General features: G+C 64.0%; 29 protein-coding genes. 1 reads left to right on the top strand and 28 read right to left on the bottom strand.

Annotated features, from left to right (window positions below):
• Nucleotides 1–19: 19 nt before the first annotated feature.
• The 10 genes from fliQ to fliK form a co-directional block, all read right to left on the bottom strand.
• The gene (gene fliQ / locus NKH95_RS21825) at nt 20–286 is read right to left on the bottom strand and encodes a flagellar biosynthesis protein FliQ (RefSeq protein ID WP_023810020.1); all 267 of its coding nucleotides are present in this window, start codon (nt 284–286) and stop codon (nt 20–22) included.
• Nucleotides 287–310: 24 nt separating this feature from the next.
• Complete coding sequence (gene flgD / locus NKH95_RS21820) at nt 311–718, bottom strand: flagellar hook assembly protein FlgD (RefSeq protein WP_013529774.1); 408 nt, start codon at nt 716–718, stop codon at nt 311–313.
• Nucleotides 718–1,161, bottom strand: coding sequence for a flagellar biosynthesis repressor FlbT (gene flbT, locus NKH95_RS21815; protein WP_128303091.1), 444 nt, complete (start codon nt 1,159–1,161; stop codon nt 718–720). Before flbT ends, flgD begins: the two co-directional genes overlap by 1 nt.
• Entirely contained in the window at nt 1,158–1,505 is a 348-nt protein-coding gene (gene flaF / locus NKH95_RS21810) for a flagellar biosynthesis regulator FlaF (RefSeq protein WP_023810018.1), read from the bottom strand. Before flaF ends, flbT begins: the two co-directional genes overlap by 4 nt.
• A gap of 31 nt (nt 1,506–1,536) precedes the next feature.
• Entirely contained in the window at nt 1,537–2,580 is a 1,044-nt protein-coding gene (locus NKH95_RS21805; RefSeq protein WP_352893061.1) for a flagellar hook-associated family protein, read from the bottom strand.
• 3 nt (nt 2,581–2,583) lie between these two features.
• Nucleotides 2,584–4,038, bottom strand: coding sequence for a flagellar hook-associated protein FlgK (gene flgK, locus NKH95_RS21800; protein ID WP_352893059.1), 1,455 nt, complete (start codon nt 4,036–4,038; stop codon nt 2,584–2,586).
• A gap of 27 nt (nt 4,039–4,065) precedes the next feature.
• On the bottom strand, nt 4,066–5,322 hold the full coding sequence (locus NKH95_RS21795; protein ID WP_352893056.1) for a flagellar hook protein FlgE: 1,257 nt from the start codon (nt 5,320–5,322) through the stop codon (nt 4,066–4,068).
• A 100-nt stretch (nt 5,323–5,422) separates the two neighbouring features.
• Complete coding sequence (locus NKH95_RS21790) at nt 5,423–6,091, bottom strand: response regulator transcription factor (RefSeq protein ID WP_352632692.1); 669 nt, start codon at nt 6,089–6,091, stop codon at nt 5,423–5,425.
• 222 nt (nt 6,092–6,313) lie between these two features.
• Complete coding sequence (locus NKH95_RS21785) at nt 6,314–6,901, bottom strand: transglycosylase SLT domain-containing protein (protein ID WP_352893044.1); 588 nt, start codon at nt 6,899–6,901, stop codon at nt 6,314–6,316.
• Nucleotides 6,831–7,868: a flagellar hook-length control protein FliK gene (fliK, locus tag NKH95_RS21780; RefSeq protein WP_352893041.1), complete on the bottom strand. Its 1,038-nt coding sequence runs from the start codon at nt 7,866–7,868 to the stop codon at nt 6,831–6,833. Before fliK ends, NKH95_RS21785 begins: the two co-directional genes overlap by 71 nt.
• Between fliK and NKH95_RS21775 the strand changes: the two genes are divergently transcribed.
• Nucleotides 7,851–8,165, top strand: coding sequence for a hypothetical protein (locus NKH95_RS21775; protein WP_352893038.1), 315 nt, complete (start codon nt 7,851–7,853; stop codon nt 8,163–8,165). The two genes, fliK and NKH95_RS21775, sit on opposite strands and share 18 nt — an antisense overlap.
• A gap of 38 nt (nt 8,166–8,203) precedes the next feature.
• Here NKH95_RS21775 and NKH95_RS21770 read toward each other — a convergent pair whose 3' ends face one another.
• The 18 genes from NKH95_RS21770 to fliI all read right to left on the bottom strand — a co-directional run bounded on the left by NKH95_RS21770 (nt 8,204) and on the right by fliI (nt 24,420).
• Entirely contained in the window at nt 8,204–9,586 is a 1,383-nt protein-coding gene (locus NKH95_RS21770) for a MotC family chemotaxis protein (RefSeq protein ID WP_352893028.1), read from the bottom strand.
• Nucleotides 9,583–10,968, bottom strand: coding sequence for a MotB family protein (locus tag NKH95_RS21765; RefSeq protein ID WP_352893024.1), 1,386 nt, complete (start codon nt 10,966–10,968; stop codon nt 9,583–9,585). The genes NKH95_RS21770 and NKH95_RS21765 overlap by 4 nt, the downstream gene beginning before the upstream one ends.
• Nucleotides 10,965–11,591: a hypothetical protein gene (locus NKH95_RS21760; protein ID WP_352893019.1), complete on the bottom strand. Its 627-nt coding sequence runs from the start codon at nt 11,589–11,591 to the stop codon at nt 10,965–10,967. Before NKH95_RS21760 ends, NKH95_RS21765 begins: the two co-directional genes overlap by 4 nt.
• A gap of 3 nt (nt 11,592–11,594) precedes the next feature.
• A complete protein-coding gene (gene fliF, locus NKH95_RS21755) occupies nt 11,595–13,241 on the bottom strand; it encodes a flagellar basal-body MS-ring/collar protein FliF (protein ID WP_352775076.1) in 1,647 nt (548 codons plus the stop codon).
• Between the two features lie 123 nt (nt 13,242–13,364).
• Nucleotides 13,365–14,429: a flagellin N-terminal helical domain-containing protein gene (locus NKH95_RS21750; protein WP_127290416.1), complete on the bottom strand. Its 1,065-nt coding sequence runs from the start codon at nt 14,427–14,429 to the stop codon at nt 13,365–13,367.
• A 267-nt stretch (nt 14,430–14,696) separates the two neighbouring features.
• Nucleotides 14,697–15,683: a flagellin N-terminal helical domain-containing protein gene (locus NKH95_RS21745; protein WP_023810008.1), complete on the bottom strand. Its 987-nt coding sequence runs from the start codon at nt 15,681–15,683 to the stop codon at nt 14,697–14,699.
• Nucleotides 15,684–15,881: 198 nt separating this feature from the next.
• Nucleotides 15,882–16,613, bottom strand: coding sequence for a flagellar type III secretion system pore protein FliP (gene fliP / locus NKH95_RS21740; protein ID WP_128304917.1), 732 nt, complete (start codon nt 16,611–16,613; stop codon nt 15,882–15,884).
• Nucleotides 16,610–17,104: a flagellar basal body-associated FliL family protein gene (locus NKH95_RS21735; RefSeq protein WP_352733656.1), complete on the bottom strand. Its 495-nt coding sequence runs from the start codon at nt 17,102–17,104 to the stop codon at nt 16,610–16,612. Before NKH95_RS21735 ends, fliP begins: the two co-directional genes overlap by 4 nt.
• 17 nt (nt 17,105–17,121) lie before the next feature.
• Nucleotides 17,122–17,829 carry a flagellar basal body L-ring protein FlgH gene (gene flgH / locus NKH95_RS21730; RefSeq protein WP_127290408.1) on the bottom strand — a complete coding sequence of 236 codons (708 nt, stop codon included), beginning with the start codon at nt 17,827–17,829 and terminating at the stop codon, nt 17,122–17,124.
• Complete coding sequence (locus NKH95_RS21725; RefSeq protein WP_502895296.1) at nt 17,826–18,413, bottom strand: MotE family protein; 588 nt, start codon at nt 18,411–18,413, stop codon at nt 17,826–17,828. Before NKH95_RS21725 ends, flgH begins: the two co-directional genes overlap by 4 nt.
• A gap of 3 nt (nt 18,414–18,416) precedes the next feature.
• Nucleotides 18,417–19,658 carry a flagellar basal body P-ring protein FlgI gene (locus NKH95_RS21720; protein WP_023810004.1) on the bottom strand — a complete coding sequence of 414 codons (1,242 nt, stop codon included), beginning with the start codon at nt 19,656–19,658 and terminating at the stop codon, nt 18,417–18,419.
• Nucleotides 19,655–20,182 (bottom strand): flagellar basal body P-ring formation chaperone FlgA, encoded by a 528-nt coding sequence (gene flgA / locus NKH95_RS21715; RefSeq protein WP_352893014.1) that lies wholly within the window; start codon nt 20,180–20,182, stop codon nt 19,655–19,657. Before flgA ends, NKH95_RS21720 begins: the two co-directional genes overlap by 4 nt.
• A gap of 3 nt (nt 20,183–20,185) precedes the next feature.
• Nucleotides 20,186–20,974, bottom strand: coding sequence for a flagellar basal-body rod protein FlgG (gene flgG, locus NKH95_RS21710; RefSeq protein WP_013529795.1), 789 nt, complete (start codon nt 20,972–20,974; stop codon nt 20,186–20,188).
• A gap of 10 nt (nt 20,975–20,984) precedes the next feature.
• Nucleotides 20,985–21,311 carry a flagellar hook-basal body complex protein FliE gene (fliE, locus tag NKH95_RS21705; RefSeq protein WP_127290400.1) on the bottom strand — a complete coding sequence of 109 codons (327 nt, stop codon included), beginning with the start codon at nt 21,309–21,311 and terminating at the stop codon, nt 20,985–20,987.
• Nucleotides 21,311–21,727, bottom strand: a complete 417-nt coding sequence (gene flgC / locus NKH95_RS21700) for a flagellar basal body rod protein FlgC (RefSeq protein ID WP_013529797.1) — start codon at nt 21,725–21,727, stop codon at nt 21,311–21,313. Before flgC ends, fliE begins: the two co-directional genes overlap by 1 nt.
• Nucleotides 21,728–21,729: 2 nt before the next feature.
• Nucleotides 21,730–22,110 (bottom strand): flagellar basal body rod protein FlgB, encoded by a 381-nt coding sequence (gene flgB, locus NKH95_RS21695; protein WP_352893011.1) that lies wholly within the window; start codon nt 22,108–22,110, stop codon nt 21,730–21,732.
• A gap of 80 nt (nt 22,111–22,190) precedes the next feature.
• Nucleotides 22,191–23,030, bottom strand: a complete 840-nt coding sequence (locus NKH95_RS21690; RefSeq protein WP_128304922.1) for a hypothetical protein — start codon at nt 23,028–23,030, stop codon at nt 22,191–22,193.
• Nucleotides 23,017–24,420, bottom strand: coding sequence for a flagellar protein export ATPase FliI (gene fliI, locus NKH95_RS21685; protein ID WP_352893008.1), 1,404 nt, complete (start codon nt 24,418–24,420; stop codon nt 23,017–23,019). Before fliI ends, NKH95_RS21690 begins: the two co-directional genes overlap by 14 nt.
• Between the last annotated feature and the right edge of the window lie 3 nt (nt 24,421–24,423).

The following is a 24,423-nucleotide window of genomic DNA, read 5'->3' as shown; positions in this document are numbered from 1 at the left end:
ACACCTTCCTGGAACAGGTTCAGAACCCGTTCTGGATGCGCTCGAAGATGACGTTGGTGAAGGCCGATATCTGGCTGCCGATGAAGGGGCCGGTCAACGCCACCACCAGCATGATGGCGACGATCTTCGGCACGAAGGTCAAGGTGATCTCCTGCACCTGCGTGAGCGCCTGGATGAGGGCGATGCCGATGCCGACCGCCATGGCGACCAGCACCACCGGAGCGGACGCGACGAGCACCGTCCACACCGCGTACTGGACGATGTCGAGAGCGTCGGCCTCATTCATGGGACTGGCTCTCTGTCGAAAGCGTCAGCTTGCTGCCTTGACAGAGACTCCCGGGCCGACCGCGACTTCGGTGCCGTTCTGCAGCACGGCGATGAGACCGTTGCTGGCGAGGCGCACCGAAGCCACGGTGCCCGTCGTCAGGCCGTCGGCGGAGGTGATCGAGCGCCCGATCAGTGCGTCGGCCTGCGACAGCGCCGAGGACTGCATGATCTGATTGAGCTTGGTGTTGGTCTGCACCGACTGCTCGACCTGAGAGAAGGTGGCGAGCTGGGCGACATATTGCGTCGAATCCATCGGCTTGGTCGGATCCTGGTTCTTCATCTCGGCGATCAGAAGCTTCAGGAAGGACTGGTAGTCGACCGCTGTCTTCGAGGTCGACGCCGTGGCCTGATTGGCGCCTGTCGGAATCGTCGTCGTCATGTCCACGTTCATCAGTATCGTGCTCCCACGGCCAGCGGGCGCTCGGCACCCGAAACATCGTCATTACCACCCAGCGCGCGGCGTTCGAGCGGATAAAGCGCGCGGATCGCCTTCAGCGCCTCGTAGATATGATCCTCGCCGACCATGCGGTCGATCTGTTTCAGCGCGCTGCAGATCTGGGTGTCCTCGAAGCTTGCCAGAAGCAGCGGCAGCGAACGGCGGAACATGTCGCGCGCGGCGGCGGCGCCCGCCGGGTTCATCAGCATGACCTGCAGGATGAAATAGAGCTGCTTGAGCGGTGTCGAGGCATCGTCGACCTGAATCACGTGGCTTTCGAGCAGGAACTGGACGTCGTTCATCAATTCGACAGTGACCTTGCGGTCGACCCGGATGACGGCGCCGTTGATGTAAATCTTTTCGTTCGGCTTGAGCGATATCTTCAGCGTGTTGGTCATTGAATGCCGTCCCTGATGATCTGGGACACCTCGATCAACCCTTCGAAATTGTTGGTGCGGCCCTGACGGATGTCCTCCGCCTCGCGCAGCAGCCACAGGCCGATGGAAATGAGGTTGGCGCGCAGTTCCTTGGGCAGGGCGTTGTCGCTGGAGCCAAGATCCTCGACGAAGGCGGTCCAGACGCGGTTGGTGAAGTGAAGCGCCTCGATCGCCTCCATCGAATCGTGGCCGGCCGCTGCTGCCGCCGCCAGCATGTCGATCGAGCGGGTCAGAAGCTCCCGCTCGCGGTCCTTCGCGTCGGCAACGGAGTTGCTCTGGATGTCGGCGTAGGAGAATTGGTACATCGTTGGGGCTCTACCGTTCCGTTAAGCGTTGTCAGGTCAGGTAATTCAACAGGCTGAGCTGCTGCAGGCGTGCGGTCAACGCGAAAGACGTTTCGATGTGCTGTGTCAGGTCCGCGACCCGTGTCGCGGCTGCCGCCGGATCGACGGCTTCCAGATCGAGAATGTGCCGTTCGAAAAGGTCGACCTGCGTTTTCATCCGATCGTTGGCATCGGAAACCCGCTTCTGGACGATGCCGGTCTCGGATTGAAGCTGGCCAATGCCGCTCAGCGCTTCGCCAACCAATGTGGTCGAGCGGCTGACAACCGTATTCTTCGCCGCCTGGCTGATGTTGCTGGACATCAGGCTGCTTACCATGGCTGCCGCCATGGCGAGCTTTTGAATGCCGTCGCTGTTGGCGCTGGTCGAGGTTGGCGTGGTTTCGTTGAGGGCGATGCGGCTGACGATCTGCTGGTCGGTGGCGTTCGACCAGTTGCCTTGCCAACCGGCGCCCATGAACTGCGGCGCGACATCATTGGTGATGAAATCGTCCATCTGGGCGGCGGTGATGTTGGCCGCGGCCGGGTCATCCTGGGTGAATCCGAAATTGGCGACGAAGGCGGCGTCGAATGCCGCCTTGGCGGGAGAGCCGGCAGCCGTGAAGTCGTTGATCGGCTTGACGTCGGTGTTGGTGCCGGCGAACAGATATTCGCCGTTGACGCTGGTGTTCAGAATCGATGTCAGCTGCTGGATGGTCGCCTTGCCGGAGGATTGGGTGAGACTATTGGAAGAATCGCTCGAGGAAGCGGTGGTCAGGGCGGACAGAAAGGCCTGCGCTGCGCTGGAGAGCTGGCTAAGCGAGGTCTGCGTCGAGGAGAGCCGGGCGCCGACCAGGCCGTTGGAATCGATGATGACATTGAGCCGGTCAAGATCGCGCTGGAAGGTGACGGCCTGAGTGGTGCGCCCGCCGAGAGCCAGCCCGACATCGGCGACCCTCCCCGTCGAGGATTCTTTCGTGGCTTTGACGAGATCGGCCTGCATGCGCATCTGCTGGGAGCGCATGGCATTCGACAAGGCGGCTGACGAGACTGAAGTCATGGATTATCCCACCGCGTTGAGCAAGGCCGTCCTCATGTCGTCGACGGTTTTCATCATCCGGGCCGATGCCTGATAGGTGTGTTCGAGGTCGAGCAGCAGCGACATTTCCTGGTCGACATTGACGCCGGTTGCGTTGGACAGCGCCTCGGCGCTGCGCGAGGCCAGCGCTTCCTTGGCGTCGGAGGCGGTCGACGCCTGCTGGCGCACGCCCTCGAACCAGCCGATCGAATTGGCCGCGTAGTCGGAGACGCTGGAGGTTGCCGAAACCCCGGCGGCGGGATCGAAAGTCATTGGTTGGTCGAGCCGGTCGCCATAGGCAATCAGAAGGGTGGAATAGGATGCGCCGCCGCCGGTGTTGGCTACATAGGCGGCACCGTTGGCCCCGCCGTCACGCAGCAGCGTCGGATTGCCGCCAGTGCTCGGATCCATCGCCGCATTGACGCTGATGGACGCGGCAAGGCCGTTGACCAGCGTGCCCGCGGCTGGGATGGTCGGCGCCCCCGACCAGGTGAACAGGCCGGCGGCATTGGGCATCGAAGGTGCGGTCTCGGCAAAGGCGGTGATCAGGCCACGCGCCGTCTCGTCGAGCTGGCTCTGCATGGTCGAGGCGACGCCGTCGCGCAATTGCAGCAGGCCGGCAAGCGTGCCGCTGGCGCTGGTGTTGCCGCCGGCTCCCGCCGAGATCGGCACATTGTCGATATAGACGGCATTGCCGGCGGCACCCGCGGTGTAGCCGGCCGACGCTGCGAAGGTGACAGTGCGCGGTATCGTCTCGAACAATGTCGTGCCATCGCCGGTGGTGATGACCATATCATTGTCGCCACGCGTGAAGGTCGACACCGGGACATAGTTTGAAATCTTCTTCAAAAGCGCGTCGCGCTGGTCGAGCGCATCTGAAACGTCGGTGCCGGAGCGGGTTCCGGACATGACCGCCGTGTTGGCATCCTGGAATTGGCTGAGCAGCGAGTTCAGATCGTCGACGGCCGTGGCGATCTGGCCATCGGTCTGGGTGCGGAAATCCTGGACGGCCTTGGAACCCTCATTAAGCGAGCGCACGACCTGTTTGGCCGCGTCGATGACGCTGGCGCCGAGATTCTGGTTGGACGGCGAGGTGGCGTAGAGCTGCAGCGCCTGCTGCAGGTTGGCGATCGCGGTCGAGGGCGAGGACGCATTGTCGACGCCGTTGACCGCAACGCCCAGCTGATCCATGCCGCTGTAGAGCGCATTCTGGCCGCTCCAGGCCGACAGCGCGCCGAGGTTCTGGCGGAACAAAAGGTCGTTGGTGGCGCGCTGGATATCAACCGAACGCGCACCCGGCGCCGTGCTGGTGACGACGGCCTGGCGGCGCGAATAGTCCGGATTGGAGGCGTCGGCGACGTTGCGCGAGACGACGCTGGTCTGTCGCGCGGTGTTCATAAGCGCCGACTGGGCGATACTCAATGCGGTAGACAGCGACATGCGGATCTTTCGCGGGCGGTGCCCGTCTTATCTCTTCAGGTTGACAAGGACGTCCATCAGATCGGAACCGGTCTGGAAGACTTTCGAATTGGCGGTGTAGCTGCGCTGGGCCGCGATCATGTCGGTCAGCTCTTCGGCGATATCGACGTTGGAATTCTCGAGCGCGCCGGAGATGATGGAGCCGAGCTTGCCTTCATTGGCGAAGCCGACACGGACCGCGCCCGATTCGGTGCCTTGCGAGTAGACGTTGCCGGGCAGGGCGGTGAGCTGGTCCGGGCTCTGCACGTCGGCCAGCGGAATCTTGTAGAGCGGCTTGGTGGAACCGTCCTTGTACTGAGCGTAGATGGTGCCGTCCTTGCTGATCTGGACCTTGTCGATGGTGCTCGGCGCGTTGCCGTTGACCTGGGCGTCGGAAACGGTAAAGCCGGTGCCGAGCTGGGTCAGCGCCGACAGATCGAGCGAAAAGGCGCTGCCGTTAGGCACGGTCAGCGAGACGCTGTCGACGGCACCGGTCAGCTTGCCAGTGGTGGTGTCGAAGGTCAGGTTGGCCGAGCCAAGCGCGCCGCCGGTATAAGGGAACGATGTTCCCGGCGTGGCCTTCGACTGGTCGAAGACCGATACCTGCCAGGTGCCTGCGCCGGTGTTGGTGAAATAGACGTCGAGCAGCTTCTTGTTGCCGAGGTTGTCATAGGCAACCATCGAGGATTTCGAGGTGTACTGTGCGCCGACGGCATTGGTGGTGGGCAGATTACCGGCAGCAACCGGCGTCGCGCCTGCCGGCAGGTTGCCGGCATAGCTGCCCTCGGTGCTCGGCGTTGCGGTCATTCCCTGATCGGAGATGACAACCGGGACCAATCCCTCGAAGCCGTTGACCGTCGCTGCCGGCACGCCATTGTCGTAGCTGTAGGCCATCAGCTGGAAGCCGGCGGCATTAACCAGCCTGCCCTGCCCATCGGGAACGAAGGCACCTGCACGGGTCAGGAAAGGTGTGCCGCTCGGATCCTGAACGACAAAGAAGCCATCGCCGCTGACGGCAAGGTCAGAGACCGAGGTCGTGTACTGAAGCACGCCCGGATCGCTGACCGCCTGGCGGATCGTCGTGGTGACGCCGCCTGAATTGTAGGCGCCGCCCGTCGACGGCATGACCAGCGTCGAAAATTCGGCGGAGGACCGCTTGTAACCGGTGGTGTCGGAATTGGCGATGTTGTCGGCGACCGTCGACAGGCGGTTTGCCTGTGCGTTCATGCCGGAAACGCCGGTCCGCATCATTCCGTAGAGGCTCATCGAAACGTCTCCCCAATGTGGATGCCACTGGCTCCAATTTGGATGCCACTGGCTACGAGGCTACGCGTGTTTTCTTGCGCGAGGCTGGCGCGGGGCTGCATCAGAAGACGAGCCGGTAGCCGAGGAAACGTTTGGAATCGATCGGGTCGGTGCCCAGCTTCTCGCGCAGCTTCTTGCGCAACTTGCTGATATGGCTTTCCACCACGTTCTCCTCGACCTCTTCATCGAAGATGCCGTAGATGGCATTGAAAACCTGGGTCTTGGTGACGCGGCGCCCGCGATTGCTTGCCAGATATTCGAGGATGCGGCGCTCACGGCGCGGCAACGGCAAAGGCTGACCGTCGATCTCGGGGTCGCGGCCATCCATGAAGATGCGCATGGCGCCGATCTCGGTGTAGGCGACGTCTTCCTGGGCGCGGCGGCGGATGGCCGTGATGCGGGCCAGGATCTCTCTGATATGGACGGGTTTGCGAATGACGTCGTCGACGCCGCTCTCGAACAACCGCAGCGTGTTCTCGAGGGAATGCTGTTCGCTGAGCGCAATGACCGGGGCGCCGGTGCGGTCGCGGATCTGACGGGGAGAGATGGAGCCTTCGCGGCAGTCGCCGATGAGGAAGGCTCGGACCGAGCGCAGATCGGTGTCGGCGGCCGAGCTCACCCACTCGCCGAACTCGCCGGACGCAAAGCCTGCACAGGCGATGCCCTCACGATCGAAAAGTGAATTGTATCCCTCTGTTACGAGCTCGCGCTCGTCAACGATCACAATCATCGGCCCCGCCTTCCGAATCAAATCATTTGCCCCGTGAAGAGAGGCGTATCCGCTGGCGAGAATCCTGAACAACCGTCATTTCTTGTAGCTAGTTTCTTGGGAGTCTGGAATCGTATCGGTTGCATTAGCATGCAGCCAGATATGCTTGCGGTGGCAAGTTTTGGCCAAGTGAACCGACAATTCCGGGTTGTGCAGTTGCTTTATTAGAAGCGGAGAATGCGCTTATGGGTTGCAGAAGCCGCGGGCATTCGCGGTCCATTTTCCAAAGCCGGTCGCGACCATGTTGGCAATGACGCGGCAGACATAGATCTTCTGCGCCGGATCGTTGTCGGGACCGGCATGATAGCGAGCCACGGCCATCGACCAGGTCTCGTGACGGGCATGGAGGCTGGCCAGGAAGCGCGCCGCATAGTCGACGTTCTGGCGGGGGTCGAGCATGTCCTCGACGCTGCGAAAATGCGACGCGTGGTAGTGATGGTTGATTTGCATGCAGCCCAGATCGATCAGCGTCTTGCCCTCGCGCCGCGCATTGGCGAAGGCGGCAAGGGCCTCGGTCCGGTTCCTCGGAAAGACCGCTTTTCCCTCTATATTCAAAGCGTTGGGTTGAAGGCTGCCCTTGTTGCCGGTCTCCGTCAAGCCAACCGCATAGAGGATGCCGGCGGGCACGCCATAGCGATCGGCGGCGCGCAGGATCTCCGGCTCGCAAGGGTTGGTCGCGGCAGCGGCATTGCATGCCGCGCTAGATAAAGATATCGCCGCCAGCGCGCTCGCGAGAAGCTGAAGTGCCGCGGCCATAGTCCTGCGCATCATCGTTGCGGTTCCCTGCGGATTGCCGACCCGGTTGCTGGCCGCCGGCTCCACCATTGCCGCCGCCCGAATTCCCCGGTTGAAAGGATGATGGATCGCGGCCTGTTGCCGCCGGCAAAGGGGCGGTTGCATCGGTGCGGGTTGTAGCGGGAACTGCTACCGAAGGTTGTAGGATCGTGACCTTGTCAACCTCGAAGCCGAGCCCCCGCAGCGACTTGACGATGGCCTCGCTGTCGGCGGACAGCCGACGGTAGGCGTCGTGTGTTTCGGGCTTCAGCTCAATCGAAAGTTGTTCTCCGGAGAGGCGAAGATGAGCCGTCACCATGCCGAGTTCGGCGGGGTGAAGTTCGATCTTCAACACATGTGTCGGAACGGCAACAGGGCTGGCCGGCTGGGCGGCCGCGGATGAGGCTGAAAGCGCCTTTTGCGGGTCCGCTATAGCGTTGATCACATTGAGGGCTGCCTGGCTGATGGGACTCTGCGGCGGCGCGGGGAAGCTCTGTTCGGACACCACGTCGATGCGTGCGGCGGAAAGGGATTGCTTTCCGGCTTCGGGCCTCATCGAGGACTGGACATCCTCGATACTCTTCATCGCCGACGCGGCGTGCTTCGACTGCACGCCGGGCACGTCGGTATCTGGCGCGTCCGGCAGCTTCTGGGCCGCCACTGTGTTGTCGCGTTTCGGCACACTCGAGGCAGCGCCGGGAGAGGTTGCGAGCTTGCCGTCAGGTTCCGTCAAAGGCCCGTCGACGATCGAAGCCTGCTCCGGCTTCGACATGGTTTCGAGGGTCTCGCGTCCGGACGTGGACTTTGACCGGTAGTTTTTTGGCAGGGGAGCTTGTCCATCGAGCGACTGGTCCGGCGGACTCCCGCCGGGTGCCGCGTCGCCCCCGGCTGCCTTGGCCGACGTCGAGAAATGGCGCAGGTCATGAAACGCCATCAGCAGCGGCAGGTGGTCCTGAAGCGGCACGGCATCGGCGTCGGCATCATCCTCGTGCGACTTTGCTTCCAGATCGTCCTTGCTGATTTTCAGGGTCGGCGCTTTGGCGGAGACGGTCTCTCCTGGATCGGCCGATGCCGGTTCGGCCTTGCCGCCATGTCCGGCAAGGCCAGCGGCGAGCTTGCCCCAGCGCTGCTCGTGCGATCCCGCCTCGGTCGCCGGCTGCCGTTCCGGGCGGCCCGGTCCCGTGTCGCCGCGCAACATCTTGCCGAAGCCGTCATCATCATTCCTGCCATTCGCAGCCGGTTGATCCGACGTCGCGCGTGAGGAGGCAAGTCCTGGCAAGGCCGAGCCGAGGCTGGTGGTCATTTGGGGGCGGCTCCAAGCATCTGGTCGATCAGGTCGAGCTGTCGACGTGTTCTGGTCATGGCGGCGTCGGTCGGATCGGCGGGCTCGGGGCCGGCTGCGGGCGGTGGCTCCGACGCCTGCATGACAGTCGCTGTGTCGGCGGATGCGGCTGTAACCGCCGTGGTGTCCGGCGCATTGGCGGCTGCTCCGCCTGAGGCCGCGGTGACGGCAGGTTGCTCCGAGATCGCGCCTTCGACCGGTGGCAGTCCGCTGTCATCGGCGCCTTGCACCGTGGCGATCTCGGGCACGGGTGGTTGCTCGGCCGCAACGGGGGCAGGCTTCTCCTCGGGAAGGGCGGCGGGCGGCGCGACGACCTCGCCGGCAATCGCCTGAGCGGCGTCGAGCAAGGCGCGATCACCTTCCGACAGCCGGCTTCGGTCGATCTTGCCGAGCTTGGCGCGGACGTCGTCGATGGTGCCCGAGGTGACGGTGGAAAGGCTGGCATAGAGCAGGGCGCGTGGATCGTCCTGGTTGGTGTTGCCGTCGCGACCCTGCTCGGCTCGCGCCGAAGCGAAGGCCGACAGGTCGTTCAGGCCATCGATCGCGGCGCGGCGGGCGATGCGCAGATAGATCACCTTCTCGCGCTCGGAATCCATCATCGAGGTGATGTCGCCCAGCTTGTCCTGGCTGATCGACATGTGCAGCGCGATGACGCCGGACACGAAGGAGTCGGCGAACTGGCTGGCATAGGGCGAATAGAGGTAGTGCTCGACATACTGGGTGGAGGCAAGCGCGAAGCGTGCCGCGTCACCTTGCGCAACGGCAATGCCAACCGAACGGCGAAGTGCCGCTTCCTCCACCAGTGTGCCGGGGCTGAGCAATCTTGCCTCGTCGAGCAGACCCAGGGCCGCCGCCGGCTGGTCGCCAGCAAGCAGCGAGCCTTTGACCAGGGCCAGGAAAGCCCCGAGATCAGGAGGCAGTGCCATGGGATCGATCGGCTTCAAGGCTTCGATTGCCTCACCGGGCCGGCCGTTGAGGTAATCGATCACGCCCTTGGCTATGGCAAGGCTTTGCGGGTCCGTCGTGGCGCGCGACGTGGCGGCCTCGACGGTCACCGGGTTGCCGCCGCTCATGCCGTAGACAAGCAGGGCGCGAAAGTTCTTGGGATTCTTGTAATCCTCGGCATCCGCCGCGCGCAGGCGCGCATCCGCCATTTCCAGCAATTTGGCCTGCATCGGCAGGGCGGCATGATCGCCGGTGGCTATGCGGTCCTGAATGAGCTGCAGCGAGCGCACCAGCTGATAGGGCTGCAGTGCGTCCTGGGCGAAGCCGGCCGACGGCTGCCCGCCAGCCAGCAGCAACAGGCCAATCAACCGGCTGGTGACGGCCGTTCGCCTCATCCGCCGCTCGTCATCAGGATTTCGATGCGGCGGTTCACGGCCGCCATTGGATCGGCTGCTACCTTCGGCTGGCGGTCGGCGAAGCCGGCGACCTCGTTGATGCGGCGTTCGTCGACACCGCCGCGCACGAGCATGTAGTAGGCGGAATGCGCACGCGCCGTCGACAGCCGCCAATTGTCGTAGCTGTCGCTGCGGAACGGCCGGGCGTCGGTGTGGCCGTTGATGCTGATCGTGCCTTTCTGGCTGTTGACGATGCGGCCGATCTTTTCCATCGCCAGAACAAGTTCACGGCTCGGCAGCGCCGAGCCGACCTCGAACATGCCGAAGTCGAGCTGATCGGTGATCGAGATGACGACGCCCTTGTCCGTGGCTTCAACGGAGACGCCGTCATGCAGCTTGTCGCCGGGTTTGAAGGCATCGGCCAATTGCTGCTTGACGTCGGCCGCGGCCTTGATGGCAGCCGCGGTTGGCGCCTTCTCGCCGGTGTCGGACTTGGCAGCCATCTGTGCCTCAGGCTCGGCCTTGGCTTCGTCTACGGCCTTGGCGTCGCCCAGTTTGGTCTCGCTCGGTTTGACTTCGCCCGGTTTGATCTCGCCTGGCTTCGTGTCGCCGGCCTTGGCCACTGCCGTGGCGGGGTTCGTGGCCTGCTTGCCGGTCGCGTCCTTTGCCAGTGGTTCGAGCGGTGCGACCGTGACAGGCGGTACTGCCTTGACCTTGAGCACTTGCGTTTCGGCGGCCTTGTCGCCGGGCTTGACCGGATCGCCCTCGATCTTTGTACGCTCGGCACTGGCCTCGGCGCCGGGCGCCGCCACCTGCTGCGACCAGAAATCCGGTTCGAAGGGATCGCGATAGGAGGCGCCGCCTGAGGCGCCTGTCGCCGGGCCGGCAGCCTGCGCACCGCCGTCACCCTTCTGACTGACGTTCTGCATGACGCCGGTGTCCGTGGCGATCTCCGAAAGCACCGCGTAGGGATCGGCGAACAGGTGTTCGTCGGAGTGTTCCGCCTGCGGGAGTTCCTGCTTCTCCTGCTTGCGGTCCGACGAGCCATCACCGTCCTGGCCGGTCTTGTCGGTTGCCTTCTGCGGGTTGTCCGCCGTCGTCCCCATCGCGCGCGGACCGTCGCCGAGATCTTCCAGGCCCTTGCGGCTCGAATTGCGGTCGACCAGCTTGACCGGGTTGAAATAGCTGGCGACGGCTGCCTTGGTCTGTTCGTTGGCGGCGTTGATCAGCCACATGACCAGGAAGAAGCACATCATGGCCGTCATGAAGTCGGCGAACGCGATCTTCCAGACGCCGCCGTGGTGGGCGTCGTCGTGGTCACCATGCGCATGCCGCACGATGATGATTTCGTGGGGGGCGTGTCCGGCCTCGGCGACGCTCATGCCAGAACCTCCGAGAGGGTCGTCGACCATTCGGCCATGCGCGTTTCGAACACCGCCTCGTCTATGGCGACCGTGAGGTCGAAGCCTGGCGCCTCGATAAAGTCGAGATTGGCGGCGCGGGGCCCGAGCGATGCCTTCAGTGTTTCGAACAGCGAGAGCGGCCCACGCACGACGATGCGCACCGCTTCGGCATCGCCAACCGCTTCGCGAACGGCGCCGGCCAACGCATCGATCGAACGTTTCTGCAGATCGTCGCTGACGATGCCGCCGATGATGCGGGCGACCGTGGCGGCGACAAGTCCGGTCACGCGCGCCTCCATCGCATCGATGCGCAACGAGACAGCCTTGCCGACATCGTCGCCGAGGCTTTCGAGAAATATCCTTGCTTCCTCGGCACTGGCCTGGCGTTCGGCTTCGAGCGCGGCGTCATGCGCAGCCGACAGGCGGACCTCCAGCGCTGCCTCCGCCTGGGCAACCGCCTCGGCGATCAGCGTGCCGATATCGGCTTGTGGCGCCGGCGTCTCGGGCTTGTGGTCGGGATCGACTGCTGCCCGGGGCTGGCCGGCGCGTTGCGCGCGCGTCCCGAAATCGGGCAGAAGGTCGAAGAGGGCTACGGAGGGCATGGTTTACACCGCCACTTCCTGGGCAGCCCATTTGCGCAGGATCTGCGCGGTGCGCTCCTCGTTGAGATCGACCATCCTGGCAAGCCTGTCCTGCGGCGCCGGCCGGATCTTCTGGCGAAGATCGTCGAGCGGCGTGGGGCCTGGGCGTGTGCCTGGCAAGGTCCCGATCGCGGCACTGTCGGTGGCCGCCATTGCCTCCGGCGTCGGCAGCGAGCGCTGGACGTCGTCGAAGCTGGGACCTGCCAGGGCCGGAGTAGCCTTTGCCGTCAGCGCCGCGGCCATCGGCCTCAGGCCGAAGAAGGCGACCAGGAACACCACGACGATGAAGGCACCGGCATTGATCATCGTGCCGGCATGCTGGCCGATAGAATCGAGCATTCCCGCCTGCGGGATCGCCTCGCCATCCAGGCCGTCGATGAACTCGACCGCCGAGACGTCGATGATGTCGCCGCGCTTTTCGTCCAGGCCGGTGGCGGACGTGACCATCTTCTGGATCTCGGCGACGCGCTTGGCGATCTGCTCCGGCGTGGCGTCCTTGCCGAGGATGGCCGTCAGCCGCTGCTGGTTGACAACCACGGCAATCGACATCTTGGTGACGGTGTAACCGTTGGAGACCGTGGCGATCTTCTTGGAATTGATCTCGTAGTTGGTGATCTCTTCCCTGCGGTCGTTCTGCGAGGAGGATTGCGGACCATCGGTGGCGGTTGCCTGGGTCTCGGGCAGGTTCTGCTCGACGCTGGCCGGAGTGGAAGCCTGCTTCTGGTTGTTGTTCTCGTTGGCCCGCACCGACTGCACCGAGCGTTCGACGCGGGAATTCGGATCGAAGATGGTCTCTTCCGTCTGGCGGGTGTCGGTGTTGACCTCGGCCTTGACGCTGGCGCGGAAATTGTCGGGGCCGAGATAGGCCGTCAGCGCACGGCGGATGTTGTCTCCGATCTGCGCCTCGACGGTCTGCTCGACGCCGAGCGTGCGGGCGGCGCTGGTGTTGGAAGGGTCGTCGCCCGCGGCCAGCAGATTGCCGCTGGAATCGAGAACGGTCACCTTGTCGGCCGACAGGCCGGGAACGGCGGCGGCGACGAGATGGCGGATCGACATGGCGCTCTTCTCGGCGTCGATGCCGGCGTAGCGGATGACCACGGAAGCGGAGGGCTGCTGCTCGTCGCGGCGAAAATTGGCGCGTTCGGACATGACGATGTGGACCCGCGCAGCCTTGATGCCCGATATCGACTGGATGGTGCGGGCGATCTCGCCTTCAAGCGCGCGCACGCGGGTGATCTGCTGCATGAAGGAGGTGAGGCCGAGCGAGCCGACATTGTCGAACAATTCGTAGCCGGCATTGGCGCTGGTCGGCAGGCCCTTTTCGGCAAGCAGCATGCGGGCTTGAGCGGTGGTGCCGGCCGGCACCAGAACCGAGGTCCCATCGGCGCCGACATCGAAACCGATACCGGCTTCGCCCAGCACCAGGCCGATCTGGTTCACGTCGGCACGGTCTAGTCCCACATAGAGCGTGTCGTAGGCGGGGCGGTTGAGATAGACCGAGGCGATGCCGATTACGCCCATCACCAGAATGGCGATGCCCGCCAGCATGGCGAGGCGCTTCACGCCAAACCCGCGGAGATTCGAGATGATGCTCTGGATCTGTTCCGGCACGGTTCAACGACTCCCAGCATGATTGTCCGCTGGAACTCTAGTCTTCGAAGCTTGTGCGAAAATGAAATCGGGCCGCGCTTGCGGCGCGGCCCGATTATCTGATGGGAAGGTGGGCGCCCGTGATCAGCTCTTGAACAGTGACAGGATCGACTGCGAGGCGGCGTTGGCGATCGACAATGCCTGGATGCCGAGCTGCTGCTGCACCTGCAGGGCCTGGAGGCGGGTCGATTCCTTGTTCATGTCGGCATCGACGAGCTGGCCGACGCCGCGGTCGATGGAGTCCATCAAGCTCTGGGTAAAGGTCTTCTGCAGGTCGATGCTGCTCTTGGCCGAGCCGAGGATGGTGGCGGAGTCGGTCAGTTGAGCCATGACCTTGTCCATCCTGGTTACCATCTGCGTGATGATGTCGTCGGTTACCCCTGGGGCCGTGATGTCGAGGTTATAGGCGGAAATATTGTCGACCTTGGCGACCGCTCCCGCCGCCGTCTGGCCGGCGGTGTTCGCGGCGATATCCGTTCCTCCGCCCGCGATCACGCCAGCATAGGCGTTATCGTACAGGGTCTGGGCGGCGCCCGTGGAATAGATGGAGGTTTTGCGATCGAGGGTTCCGGAATTCTTGACCTCGGCGGCGAGGCCGTAGTCGAAAAGCTTGGTGCCCTCGACATCGATGTTGATCGTTCCGATCGACACTGCGCCGGATGAGGAGCGATTGAATGAGGACACGATCTGCGAGTCGGGCTGAACGCCATCATTGGGGGCGGCAGTCTGCTTGGAGGTCACCGCCAGGAAATTCGAGCCGGAGAAGGTCGCCGCATCGGCAAACGACTTCATCTGCGTCTGAAGCGCCTTGATCTCGGTCTGGGTTTTTGCCTTGGCGGCATCCGTCTGACCGACCATGGACAGCACCTTGGTCTTGATCTGCCCGATCGTTGTCAGCACATTGTTCATGCCGGTGTAAGCGGCGTCGACCTTCGAGGCGCCGAGGCCGAGTGCATCCTGCACGGTCGACAGGGCCGCGTTGTCGGAGCGCATCGTGGTGGCGATCGACCAGTAGGCGGCGTTGTCCGAGGCCTGCGAGACCCGGTAACCGGTCGATATGCGGGCCTGCGTCTGTTCAAGCGACTTGTTGGTGGCGCTGAGGCTTTGAAGTGCGGTTAACGCCGAAGCGTTGGTCATGATGCTCGCCAAGAAAGTCGCTCCTTCTCAAAAGCCGACATGCTCAGACATGCCGGATGGGCCTGTTCAACGGGTGGCATCGTGCCGGTCGGACCGATTCGCCAACTGTCGTAAGCTATTGGTTAACCATAACTAGCGCGGCATGGTTAACAGCCTGTTAAAAGCTGGCTTTTGAGAGTTAAGCATCGAGGGTTGCGTGGGGCTGGAGCAAAACGCAAATCGGGCCGCGCTTTTGGCGCGGCCCGATTTTTAGTGCGAACTGTGGTTGAGCGAAGGCGATTAGCCGCGGAAGAGCGACAGGATCGACTGCGACGAACCGTTGGCGATCGACAGCGCCTGGATGCCGAGCTGCTGCTGGACCTGCAGGGCCTGCAGACGGGTCGATTCCTTGTTCATGTCCGCATCGACGAGCTGGCCGACACCGCGATCGATGGAGTCCATCAGGTTCGAGGTGAAGGTCTTCTGCAGGTCGATACTGCTCTTGGCGGCGCCGAGCGTGGTGGCGGCGTTGGTCATGGCCTTGAGCGCGGCGTCGACGACGTTCATCTGCTGCGCGATCTGGCTATCGCTGGCAGCCGTGCCACCCGAAAAGATAGTGAGCGAGGCAACCGAATAGGTGTCGGTTGCCGCTGCTGCAGCACCCAGGGTGGGGTTCGAGGCCGTGGCAACAGCAGCGCCCGTGGTGCCGAGGCGAGCCGTGTCGAGAATACCCTTGGCGGTTGGTGCCGCGCCGGCATCGTACAGCTTGATGCTTTCCACATTGACATCGATCGTCGAGATCGAAGCCGCGCCGGTCGCGTCGCGGTTGAAGGCCGAAACAATCTTCACGTCGGCCGCGGTGCCTGTCGCAGTGGACACCGAAAGCATGTTGGTGCCGGAGAAGGTGGCGCCATCGGCGTAGGCCTTCAACTGGTTCTGAAGGGCGGCGATTTCGACCTGGGTCTTTTCCTTGGAGGCGTCCGTCTGGCCGTAGGACGCGACCAGCTTGGTCTTGATCTGGTTGATGGTATCGATCGCGCTACTCATGCCGGTATAGGCTGTGTCGACCTTGGAGGCGCCGAGGCCGAGAGCGTCCGAAACGGTGGACATTGCCTGGTTGTCGGAGCGCATCGTGGTGGCGATCGACCAGTAGGCGGCGTTGTCCGAAGCCTGCGAGACCTTGTAGCCGGTCGAGATGCGGGCCTGGGTGTCGGTGAGGGATTTGCTGGTGGCGTTGAGGCTCTGCAGGGCCGTCAATGCGGCGCTGTTCGTCATGATGCTGGACATGGTACTCGTACCTTGATTTTACAGGTATTTTTTACATACCGGCTCTACCGGTATGACGGTGCGGCATCATGCCCATGATCTCTCAAAATCGATCACCCGCCATCTGCGAGCGAATATGCGGGCAAGTCCCTACCAAAGGGCTAAACCGGACGGTTAATCGAAAATATATTGCTGGGATTTCGAGCCGGCGCGGCAGGATCAGTTGAAGGAGCGCACCAGGCTGCCGACAAGCAGGTTCCAGCCGTCGATCAGGACGAAGAACAGGATCTTGAACGGCAGCGACACCACTGTCGGCGGCAGCATCATCATGCCCATCGCCATGGTGATCGTGGCGACGATCAGGTCGATGACCAGGAATGGCAGCACGATCAGGAAGCCGATCTCGAAACCGCGCCGGATCTCCGAGATCATGAAGGCCGGCACCAGGATGCGCAGGTCGACGGTGTCACGCGAAACGGTCTGGCCGCGCTCGCGGGCGAGGTCGGCGAAGAGGTCGAAATCTTTGTCACGCACATTGTGCAGCATGAAGGTGCGGAACGGGTCCGAAATCTTGTCGAAGGCTTCGGTCTGGGTGATCTGGTTGTCCATCAGCGGCTTGACGCCGGTGTTCCAGGCCTGATCGAAGGTCGGCGCCATGACATAGAAGGTCATGAACAGCGACAGCGAAATCAGGATGAGGTTTGCCGGTGTCGACTGCAGGCCGATGCCGGCGCGCAGGATCGAGAAGGCGATGACGAAACGGGTGAAGCTGGTCACCATGATCAGCAGGCCTGGCGCCACCGACAGAACGGTCAGCAGGCCGAACATCTGGATGATGTAGCCGACGGTGGTGCCGTCAGCCTTGCCGATGCCGCCGAGATCGAGTTGCTGGGCCGCCGCGATGGAGGTGGCGGCGGCGATCATGGCCGTGGCGAGAAGGAGTTTTCTCATTCGAGCAGCAATGTCCTGATGAGTACCTGTTTGGCGTGACCCTGGCTGCGGATCGCGGCGCGGTCTTCGAGGTCGGCCTTCAGGTGCTGGTAGCCGCTGGCGCCCTCGATCTGATGCATCTTCAACGTGCGCACCAGGGCCAGAAGGTCCTGGTGGATGTCATCCGACATTGCCTGTGGCTGCGGCGCGTCATAGACGATGGACACCTCCATCCTGATCCAGGTGCCGGCAGGCGAGGCGATGTTGGTGGTGATCGGCGCCAGCACGACAAGCATCGGGCCCAGGCCTGGCTGCTCGGCCGCGGCGGGCTGCATGATCTTGCCTTCGTTCTCAGGCGCGACCGGTACCGAAGCCGGTGCGCCAACGCCTTTGAGATAACCGCCGGACATCCAGCCCATGCCAATGGCGGCCGCCGTCACAAGCAGCAGCAGGCCGGCCTGGATGGCAGGGGAGGGACCCTTGCGTGGCTGAACCTGTTCGATATTTGCCACGGCGCCCTGCTCCGATCCTAGAACGGAAGAACCTGGTCGAGAATCTGCTGGCCGTAGGCAGGCTGCTGGACCTCGGTGATGCGACCGCGTCCGCCGTAGGAGATGCGGGCCTCGGCGATGCGTTCGTAGGGGATGGTGTTTTCGGCGCCGATATCGGCCGGCCGCACGATGCCGGCGAGCGTCAGCACCCTGAGCTCGGCGTTGACGCGCACTTCCTGCGATCCGGTGATCATCAGATTGCCGTTGGGCAGCACATCGGTGACGATCGCCGCGACATTGAGCTCAAGCGTCTCCGAGCGCTTGATCTCGCCGTCGGCGGTCGTGTCCGTGGTGGAGCTGAGAGCCCCAGCGCCCTTGCCGGCGGTGCTCCACTTGTCCCACTGCGCGCTGAGGTCGTAACCGAGCTTGCGATTGGCGGTGCGGCTCCTGTCGTTCTGGTTCTTGAAGTTGGCTCGATCGTTGATCTTGATCTTGACCGTCAGGATGTCGCCCTGGGACAGCGCCCGCGGGTCGGTGAACAGCCGGCTCTGGCGGTCGTCCCACAACGAGAATTTCTTGACCGGCGCGGGCGGCGTTTGCGGATAGCGATAGAGGGAGCCAGTGCTGCCGCCATCGATGCCGGAGCCGACCGGGGACAGGGCCGGCTCCCTGCCGACCTCCTTGAGGTTGGTTCCGCAACCCGACAGCACGGTGACCGCGCACAGGACAAGCATTTTCCGGATCATGACGGGTCTACCCTTCGGGCTGCGCTGGCCATAATGCCGGTGAGCGTCGCCGCCGCCTTCTGGTCCATTTCGTTGAGGATGACGCTCGCCTTGCGTGAATCGAGCTTCATCAATATGGCCGCAGCCAGATCGGCGTTGACGATGGCCAGCCGCTCGGCGGCGGCGTCGGGTTTCATGCCGGCGTAGATCTGGACGACGCCGTCCTCGGCCCGGGCCAGGAAAACCTCGCGCCGCTTCAGCCAGGTCTCGTATTCAGCTTTCTTTGCATCGAGAGCTTTCATGCGCTCGTCAATGCCGGCCTGGAGCTGCTTCAGCTCCTCCGCCTGCAGGACATAGCGGCGGTCGCGGGCGGCGTCGGCGATGTTTGAGCAGAAGCGCTCGATCTCGCTTTGGTCCGGCGCCTTTTCCCGCGTCAATTGCGGCGCCGCCGCTGCGACCGGTGCTCCCGGCAAGACCTGGCGGACCTTCTCCTCGCCACGTGCGGTATCGCCGGCAAAGGGCAGAGTCGCGAGAACGGCGGCCGCGAGCAGGATTGCAGCGGGGCGGTGTCTTTCGTGGCGTGAGAGGGAGCGGATCATCGGCATCGCCTATTGCAGAACCAGGTCGGCCTGCAGGGCCCCGGCCGACTTGATGCCCTGCAAAATGGCGATGATGCCGTCCGGCTTGACGCCGAGGCGGTTGAGGCCGGAAACGAGGGTCTGGAGATCGGGTCCGTCAAGCACGGCAACGCGGGCGTCGGGCCGGCTGGCGTCGATGGCGGTGAACGGTTCGATGGCGGTCTCGCCCTTGGAGAAGGGCTCGGGCTGGACGACGCGCGGCGCTTCGGTGATGCGCACGGTGAGCGTGCCGTGGCTGATGGCGACCCGCGAGATCTTGACGTCATTGCCGATGACGATGGTGCCGGTGCGCTCGTCGATGACGACACGAGCCGGCGTGTCGGATTCGACCACCAAATTCTCGATTTCGGCATAGAAGCGCGCCGCCGAGACACCCTTCGGCCTTCTGATCTGAACGGTGCGCGAATCGCGCTCTGCCGCCACCCGCATGCCGAAGCGTTGGCCGGTGTAATCGTTGATGGCGTCCGCGATGCGGATAGCGGTCGAGAAATCGGGATTGCGCAGTTGCAGCGTCAGGATCGCCTGATCGTCGAACTCGGCCTGGACAGCACGCTCGACGATGGCGCCGTTCGGCACGCGGCCGGAGGTCGGCACGCCTTGCGTCAGTTGCTCGGCCTGTCCCTGGGCGGTAAAGCCGGACACGATGACCGAGCCCTGGCCGACGGCATAGATCTCGCCGTCCGCCGCCTTCAGCGGCGTCATGATCAGCGTGCCGCCGGAAAGCGAGGTCGCGTCGCCCATAGAGGAGACGTCGATGTCAATGCGGGCGCCCGACTGCACGTAGGGCGGCATGTTGGCGGTGACGATGACGGCGGCGACATTCTTGGCGCGTGCACTGCCGCCTTCGGTGGCGATGCCGAGGTTTTCGAGCATCGCGCGGATAGACTGTTCGGTAAATGGCGAGTTGCGCAGGCTGTCGCCCGATCCGGCAAGGCCGATCACCAGGCCGTAGCCGACGAGCTGATTGTCGCGCGAGCTCTGCAGCTGGGCGATGTCCTTGATGCGCGAGGCGACCTGGCCCGGCGGCAGCGAACTCGGCCCGGTCGACACCCGGAACATGCGGCTGGTGGTGGCCGGATCATATTCGGGATCGTTGTAGACGCCGCCATTCTTGGCGGCGAGCTCGCGCTTGGCCTTCGGCGTCAGGCCGTCGGCCAGCGCCGGCTGCAGGCCAAGCACGGCTGCCAGTATCAGGGTAAGCCCGCGCATCATGAAGCGCTGACCTGGATGGTTCCATCCGCCATCACCGTGCCGGACAGGACTTTGCCGCTGTCGATGTTGCGAACCTTGACGAGGTCGCCCGCGGCTCCCGGCTGCAGCGTCACGGCGGTGGCCGAGATCGTCAGCCCGCCGGCGATGAAGAAGATCTGCACGGAAGCACCCTGTTCGACCAGCCAAGCCTCGCGGATGGCGGTGGAGGGAATGTAGCGACCGGGCAGCAGCGTGCGCTTGGCGACCTTGCCATCCAGTTCCTCGACCCGTGTGGCGACCGCCTCCGGCTTGTGCTTGCCGACGATAAGGGTGACCTGTTTCAGGGCAGCCAGATTGATGGTCTCGCCGGGATAGATAACCCGGCTCGGAATAAGCACCACCTCGCCGGCAGCTTGATTGCTGGCGATCCGGGTGGCCGACTGGTTGGCCGACTCCTGGGCAAAAGCCGGCATGCCGCCGGTCACCAGCGCAAAGACGAGCGCGGTGCGGCGGAATGCGGACAGGAGGCCGGGCGTCGACGTCATGCGTTACCTGATGTTCTTGGAGACGACGGAGGCCATGTCGTCGGCGGCCTGGATGACCTTGGAGTTCATCTCATAGGCGCGCTGCGCCGAGATCAGCTCGGTGATTTCCTTGACCGGGTCGACGTTGGAGGCTTCGAGATAGCCCTGCTGGATGGTGGCGAAGCCGGGATCGCCAGGCACCCCGACATTCGCCGGCCCCGAAGCCGTGGTTTCCTGGAACAGATTGTCGCCGAGCGGCGCCAGGCCGGCCTCGTTGGCGAAATTGGCGATCTGAAGCTGACCGAGGTTCTGCAGGTCGGTCTGGCCGTCGATGCGGGCGAAGACCTGGCCGGTCTTGTTGACGATGACCTCGACGGCATCCACGGGAACATTGATTGCCGGAATGACGGCAGCGCCGTCGACCGTCACCAACTGGCCGGTGGCGTTGGTGTTGAGAGCTCCGGCGCGGCTGTAGAGCGTGCCGCCGTCGGCACCCTCGATCTGAAACCAGCCCCTGCCGGTCAGCGCCAGGTCGAAACTGTTGCCGGTGCTGGTCAGTTCGCCCTGGGTGTGCACGTTGCGCACGGCCGTCGTCTTGACGCCGAGGCCGATCGAGACGCCCTCCGGCACCAGCGAGGCGTTGGAGCGGTTGGGCACGCCTTGCGTGCGGTCGACCTGATAGAGCAGGTCGGAGAATTCGGCACGGGCGCGCTTGTAGCCGGTGGTGTTGATGTTGGCGATGTTGTTGGCGATGACTTCCAGATTTGTCTGCTGGGCATTCATGCCGGTGGCGGCGATGGCGAGTGCTTTCATGGCGGAATCCTCAGATGCCCATTCGGCTGACTTCGAGATAGGCGGAAACCACCTTGTCGCGGATGGCGACGGCGGTCTGAAGCGCCTGCTGCGCGCTCATCACGGCGTCGACCACCTGGCGGGTGTCGGCGTCGCCCTTGAGCGCCTGCAACGATACCTGCTCGGCATTCTGCAGCGTGTCGACGGTCTTGGAGGCTGCCTGGCTCAGCGCCTCGGCGAAGGAGGTGCCGACATTGCCGCCGGCCGAGGGTGCCGCGCCGCCCTGGAGCAGGCTTGTGGCCGCGTCGTCGCCGCCGATCGACGGCTTGAACTGAAGCGCTCCGATACCGCTGATCATTACTGGTTCCTCATCAGGTCGATGGTCATGGAAATCAGGTCGCGGGCCTGCTTGACCACCTGAAGGTTGGCCTCGTAGGAGCGATTGGCCTCGGTCATGTCGGCCATTTCGATCAGCACGTTGACGTTGGGCATCTTGACATAGCCCTTCTCGTCGGCGGCCTCGTTGCCGGGCTGGAACTCGACTGGAAAGTCACTGGGATCTCGATCGATCGAGTTCACTGCAACAGTTGAACTGCCGGAGGCCCGGTCAAGCTCGGAGACGAAGCTGATGGTCTTGCGGCGATAAGGATCGGAGCCGGGCGCGGTGCCGGTCGACTGGGCGTTGGCGAGGTTTTCGGAAACCACGCGCAGGCGCTCCGACTGGGCGCCGAGGCCGGATGCTGCGACTTTGAGGGCTGCGGTCAGTGCGTCCATGGTCAGCTCTTCACCGCCATCATCATCATCGTATGAAAAGCCTTGACGATCGCCGTGTTGAGTTCGAAGGAGCGGCGCACCTCGCCGGCTTTCAGCAACTGGTCTTCCAGAACGACCGAGTTCTTGGACGGCATGACGACGCCGTCATCCTCCTGCGGCTTGATGGTGAAGCCGGCATTGGTCGCTGCATTGCCGAGATGGCCGGCCTGGGTGGCCTGCAGCGATACGGCGGCGCGGTCGAGCACCTTTTCGAATGGCCCGACGTCGTTTGCCGTATAACCCGGCGTGTTGGCATTGGCGATGTTGCCGGCGACTGCCGACTGGCGCACGGCCAGCCATTGCGCTTGCTTGGCGGCGAGGTCGAAAAGGGAAACGGGCTCCATGGGAATCTCCGAGCAGGTACCCAGAGACTAGGCCGCCAGTCTTGCGCGGGCCTTGCGGATGGCCGGAAGCCGGAGATCGTTTATCTGGAGAGTTCGATTACCCGGTCGGCACTGGTGACCATGACCCATTTGCCGTTGCGCTGCTCGATGGAGGACACTTGGCTGGAGTCAGGCAGTATCGAGCCGCGCTGGACGATCCAGAGGCCAGCGTCGTCCTGGATCATGGCACGGCCGTTGGCGACATGAACCATGCGGAATTTCGCCGCGTCGGCCGGAAACGGTTGCTCGTCGGGTGCGGCTGCGGGATTGGCATCATCCCGCACCGTCCCCGTGGCAAGAAGATCGAGATTGGCCGCGGGAATATCCTTTGCCGTCAGCGGCGCGCTGCGTTCGGCGACCACGCCGCCGCCCGCTCGCCCGGAATTGGAGCCGGTGCCGCCGAACTTCATCGCCTGGACGCCAAACTGATCCTGGTTGAAGAAGATGTACCAGGGAAACAGGGCGCAGATCAGGCCGAGCGTGATGCCGAGCGCGGCTATGACGAAATCGCTGCGTCGGTCGGACTTCTTCTTCAGTCGGGGAAACGGTGCCTTTGGCGGCTGCGGCCATTCGGTGCGCGGGAACAGCCCGTCGATCAGCGAGTCGCGGCTGGCCTGCGTCATCTCGGCAGCCACCGCCCGGGGAGCCCGGGGCAGAGCGGGTTCGACGGGCCTGGCCAGATCAGGATCGGCTTTGCCAGCCCGTGGCAGGATTGGCTTGACGGCTCTGGCCAGAACGGCCTCGGCTTTCGCTGCGATGGTACGGGCAGCCTTTGCCTTGGCGGTTCTCGTTTCGTCAGCCTCGGCTTGCTCCACGGCATTGGCCTCGGCGATCATGTCGCGCAGGATGCGCTCGGTATATTCGCGTTCAGTCTCCGGCATCGGCGTTCAGCTTGCTCTTGAGGTGGCGGGCGAGATCGGAGAAAGGGTCGGCCGACGGGCGATCCTTCGGCGCTTGCGTCAGCGCCTCATAGATCAGCGGCACCTGGCGCACGGCGATGTCGAGTTCGGCATCGACGCCCCCCTGATAGGCCCCAAGCAACCGGATATCGCGCGTGTCCTCGAAGCGCGAGATCATCGACTTCAGCCTTGTCACCAGCGCGCGCTGTTCGACGCTCCAGGCCTTTCCGGCCAACCGCGATATGGACGACAGCGGGTTGACGGGGGGATAGCGACCCTGTTCGGCGATCGTGCGATCGAGCACGACATGGCCGTCGAGGATGCCGCGCACGGAATCGGCGACCGGGTCGTTGTGATCGTCGCCGTCGACCAGCACGGAAATGATGGCGGTGATCGATCCCTTGCCTTCCGTACCCGGCCCGGCGCGTTCGAGCAGCTTGGGCAGTTCGGTGAACACCGAGGCCGGGTAGCCGCGCGCGACCGGCGGCTCGCCGGTTCCAGTCGCCACCTCACGCAGGGCGTGAGCGAAGCGGGTGATCGAATCCAGCACCAGCAAAACGCGATGCCCCTGGTCGCGAAAGTGCTCGGCGACGCGCATGGCGGTGTCTGGCGCACGCCGGCGCATCATGGCGCTTTCGTCGCTGGTGGCGACGACGGCGACGGTCTTGGCCATGCTGTCACCGATCGTGTCCTCGAGGAATTCACGCACTTCGCGGCCTCGTTCGCCGATGAGCGCCACGACGACAGTGTCGAATGCGTCGGCGCCGGCGAGCATGGCAAGCAGCGTCGACTTGCCGACGCCGGAGCCAGCGAAGATGCCGAGGCGCTGGCCGAAGCAGAGCGGCGTGAAGATGTCGATGACCTTGACACCGGTCATGAAGGCGGTGCCGACGCGCTGCCGCGCCATGGCGCCGGGCGTCGTCTGGGCGCCGCTCGATGCGTCGTCGCCTCTGACCAAAGGCGGGCCGCCATCGATTGCCCTGGTGAGCGCGTCGATGGTGCGGCCGCGCCACGAGACATGCGGCGCCACCGCGAGCGGACCGCGGCGGAACACGGCATCGCCGATGCCGGCATCGGCGCTGCGTTCGAAGGGTGCCACGACGACCTCGTCACGGCTGATCTTGACGATCTCGCCGCGGCGCGCGCCGGCATGGCCGCGCTGCTCGACGATGTCGCCCAGCCGGGCGAAATCGGAAAGGCCGTGCACCTTGTAGTGCGTGGGCGTGACTTCGGTGACGCGACCGCCGCGCTTGAGCAGCGCCTCGGTGTCGGCGAAACGCCGCCAGACCCGTTCCAGCGCGGCAAGCCGGTCTTCCGGCGCCGGCTGAAGCTGTCTTTCGGGTGCGCGCAGGGATGGCTGGTCGAGCGACATGGG

The sequence above is a fragment of the Mesorhizobium sp. M0848 genome (assembly GCF_040319805.1).
In the GTDB taxonomy this organism is placed as follows: Bacteria; Pseudomonadota; Alphaproteobacteria; order Rhizobiales; family Rhizobiaceae; genus Mesorhizobium.
Note: the sequence above shows the minus strand (reverse complement) of the source record. Positions and strands in the feature narration are given on the sequence as shown.